At 59.9% G+C, this 3,347-nt stretch carries 2 protein-coding genes; both read right to left on the reverse strand.

Annotation, left to right across the window (positions count from 1 at the left end):
- Positions 1–1,022: 1,022 nt before the first annotated feature.
- On the reverse strand, positions 1,023–2,060 hold the full coding sequence (dusB, locus tag QZ302_RS09485) for a tRNA dihydrouridine synthase DusB (RefSeq protein ID WP_294594790.1): 1,038 nt from the start codon (positions 2,058–2,060) through the stop codon (positions 1,023–1,025).
- Positions 2,061–2,199: 139 nt separating this feature from the next.
- Complete coding sequence (locus QZ302_RS09490; RefSeq protein ID WP_294594792.1) at positions 2,200–3,066, reverse strand: hypothetical protein; 867 nt, start codon at positions 3,064–3,066, stop codon at positions 2,200–2,202.
- Between the last annotated feature and the right edge of the window lie 281 nt (positions 3,067–3,347).

A 3,347-nucleotide genomic window follows, 5' to 3' on the forward strand; every position in this document is an offset into this window, starting at 1 on the left:
GAAAGCGGAGCCGCAATGAGGCGGACACGGGACGGAGAACTAGGCTCTGCTTTGGGCCGTGGGTTGGGCTGTGCTTGTGCGACCTTTAGGTCGCCGTCCTCGGGCGCAGCGACGCATTAGCGGCGCGTGGGGCGCGCGCCGAGGACGAACTTGAAAGAACGAGGGGCGGTGAATGGGGTGTTGTCACGCCCAGAAATGGGCTGAGTTTCTGCGGCTCTTTGAGCCGCGCAGTCTGCCGCCCCGGCAGGCGGAGGGCTGCAACTCGTCGGAGCTCGTTGCACTCACCGCTGGCGGCGAACTTAGGCTAAGAATGAAATAGCGCCCAAGGACGAACTTTACAGAATGAGGATGAGTTTTTGCGACCCTATGGGTCGCGCGGGCCGGACGCCTCCCCTCGGGAGGCCCGCAACCCGCCGCTTGCGCGTCGAGAGTTGCTGTTCCTCCTGGGCGTCTGGCTGCAAAGTCGAATTAATGATAGAGGCTGTTAGATTATTCAGGGTAGACCCGGCCATCTTTCGGGTGCCGAGCGGCACCGTTTATTCCGAGAGGCAGCGCAACTGAAAACCGGTAGCTCGATAGGTCGAATTGTGGGGCAGTAATTCTTGGATGGTGAAGTGCAAATGTATGGCGTGGATGAGATGGCCCTCTGCGTTCCAGTGATATGCGCCGTTGCCGATGTTCCACAATGAACCTCCTCCGTGGCTGCGGAAGCCCGGGGCGGGCCGTGCGGTTCAGTACCCCTAAAAATCAGAATCAAAGAAATGAAATATAAGCCCAGGTTCTAAGTCCCCAATCGGTTCCGTCGAAAGCTCTTGCCCCGTTTATTCCGAGAGGCACCGCAACTGATAACCGTAGGCTTGATAGTGTTCGTTGCAGGATGCGAGGTGCTGGGGAGTGAAATACAAGAAAATGCAGAATGAGTCTTTTATTGTGGAAGACCAACTGTATCCGTAACTGCCTATGTCACCGAGTTTTCCCAATTTTCCGAGATTCCCGCCTTCGCGGTAGCCCGGGGCGCCCCGTCAGCGCTGTTCGCCCTGCGGCCGGTCGTAGATGAACGGAGGGACAGTGCCCGTCGCATCCCATTCTCCCCACCGCTCCCCGATGTAGTCGAGCAAGCGGGCCACCCCCTCCGCCTCAGGCTCCGTCACCAGCCGGGCCCGCGTTTCGCGGAAGTCCGGCAACCCTTTGAAATAGCTGCTCAGGTGCCGGCGCATCTCCAAGACCCCCGTCCGCTCCCCCTTGAGCTCCACCGACCGCGCCAGGTGATCCCGAGCCAGCGCTACCCGCTCCCTCACCGTCGGCTGCGGAAGCTCCTCCCCCGTCTCCAGAAAGTGCCGCACCTCGCGGAAAATCCACGGCCGCCCGAAAGTCGCCCGCCCGATCATCAGCCCGTCCACCCCGTAACGCTCCAGCATCTGCGCCGCCTTCGGCCCCGAATCGATGTCCCCGTTGCCGATGATCGGAATCCGGATCGACGGATGGTTCTTCACCGCCCCGATCAGCGTCCAGTCCGCCTCGCCCCGATAGAGTTGCGCCCGCGTCCGCCCGTGGATCGTCAGCGCCTGAATCCCCACGTCCTGCAACCGTAGGGCGATCTCCTCGATGTTTTTCGACTCTTCGTCCCACCCCAGCCGCGTCTTGACCGTCACCGGCAACCTCACCGCCTGTACGATCCGCCTCGTCATCTCCACCATCTTGGGGACATCGCGCATCATGCCTGACCCGGCTCCCCGCCCCGCAATCTTTTTGACCGGGCATCCGAAATTGATGTCGATCACCTCCGGCCCCGCCGCCTCGGCCATCCTTGCCGCCTCGACCATCGGTTCGATCTCGTTGCCGTAGATCTGGATCCCGATCGGACGCTCCTCGTCCGCCAGCCGGAGCTTCGCGAGCGACTTGCGCGCATCGCGGATCAGCCCGTCGGCCGAGACGAACTCCGTGTACATCATGTCTGCCCCGAACCGCTTGCAGACGTAGCGGAACGACGGGTCGGTGACATCCTCCATGGGGGCCAGAAAGAGCGGCACGGGGCCCAGCTCCAGGTTTCCGATTTTCATAGTCGGGGGGTGTAAAAGTCGGTTACAAAAATAACGTCTCCCCGGTCGCCGGCAAAACGGCCCGGGCAAAATAAAAAAGGCCGGGGCTCCTCTTGCGTGGAAGAGAAGCCCCGGTCGACTCGTTGAGTGGCCGTGTCGCCTATCTGTGCGAGATGACCAACATTCTGGAGTTCTGCCAGAAAGCGTCCTTGTCGGTAATCACCAACTCTTCGATCTGGTTGTTGTCGCCCTTGATGAGGATGTAGCTCGTTTCGGGGTGAATCGTGACGATCCGCACCCGGTTTTTGCCGATCGGAATCCGTTCGATCACCCGGTCGTCGGCAACCGTGAAGTCGTCCAGCTTGGCCTGATCGTTCATCACGCGGGTGCGTCCGATAAAGCCCTTCTTGTCGATGATCTGGTCGTCGAGCAGCTCTTTTTCTTTCCCGACGATGTAGTAGACCGTGTGCAGCTGGGCATCCTGTTCGGCTACGGCTCCCTGCAATTCGGTTTTGTCCTGTTCGAGGTTGGTGACCGTATGTCCCAGCGCAGCGATTTCGACCTTCAGAGCCTTTACCTGGTCGGTCAGCGACGCGAGTTGGGTGTTCTTTTGGTCGAGCTGTTCCTGCAACTGGGTGATGAGCCGTTCGAGTCCTCCGATCTGCACGCGGGCCTCTTTGAGTTTGTCGGCCGACACCTGCAACCGGGCGATCGCCGCGCGGTTTTTGTCGAGCAGTTCGCTGATGGCTGTGATGTTTTCCGCCACTCGCTCTTTCATCGGTTTCGAGAGCTCGTTTCCTGAGGCGGCCGCAGCGGTCACCAGCCGTTCGTGTTCAGCGATTCGGTCTATGCTGGCCGCGATTTCGCCGATGCTGTTGAAGGCGTCGTTGATGATCGAGTCTTTGGCGGCGATCACCTGCGAGAGCGAGTCGTTCGCCACGACCAGCGGATCGGGTTTCGCGTTTTGTTTCGGGCCGCAAGCAGCGACGAGGGTCGCCACAGCGCCCAGAATCAGTAATCGTTTCATCTTTTTTCGTGGGTTAATGGATATATCGGGTTTGTGAAGTTACAAAAATAGTGCCATTCGGTGGAAGAATAGCTTTCCGAGGGTTAAAATTCTTTCGATCCGTCGGTTTTCGGATAGGTGGCGATCCCCGTTGGGTGTTTGGTTGGTGTCCCCTCTGTGTCTTAAGTGAGGCCCGCGCGCGGAGAATAGGGCCGAGGCTGCCAGTGGAAATGCGCAGCATTTCCCGTCTCGCCGGGGTCACCCGGACGCCGCCCGCGCAGGGCAGTTTCAGGCGGGACAAA

The organism is uncultured Rikenella sp. (genome assembly GCF_910579375.1).
In the GTDB taxonomy this organism is placed as follows: domain Bacteria; phylum Bacteroidota; class Bacteroidia; order Bacteroidales; family Rikenellaceae; genus Rikenella.

Excerpts from the sequence above, each read along its gene's own strand:
- QZ302_RS09490 (WP_294594792.1), bottom strand. The coding sequence starts at position 3,066 with ATGAAACGATTACTGATTCTGGGCGCTGTGGCGACCCTCGTCGCTGCT.
- dusB (WP_294594790.1), bottom strand. The coding sequence starts at position 2,060 with ATGAAAATCGGAAACCTGGAGCTGGGCCCCGTGCCGCTCTTTCTGGCC.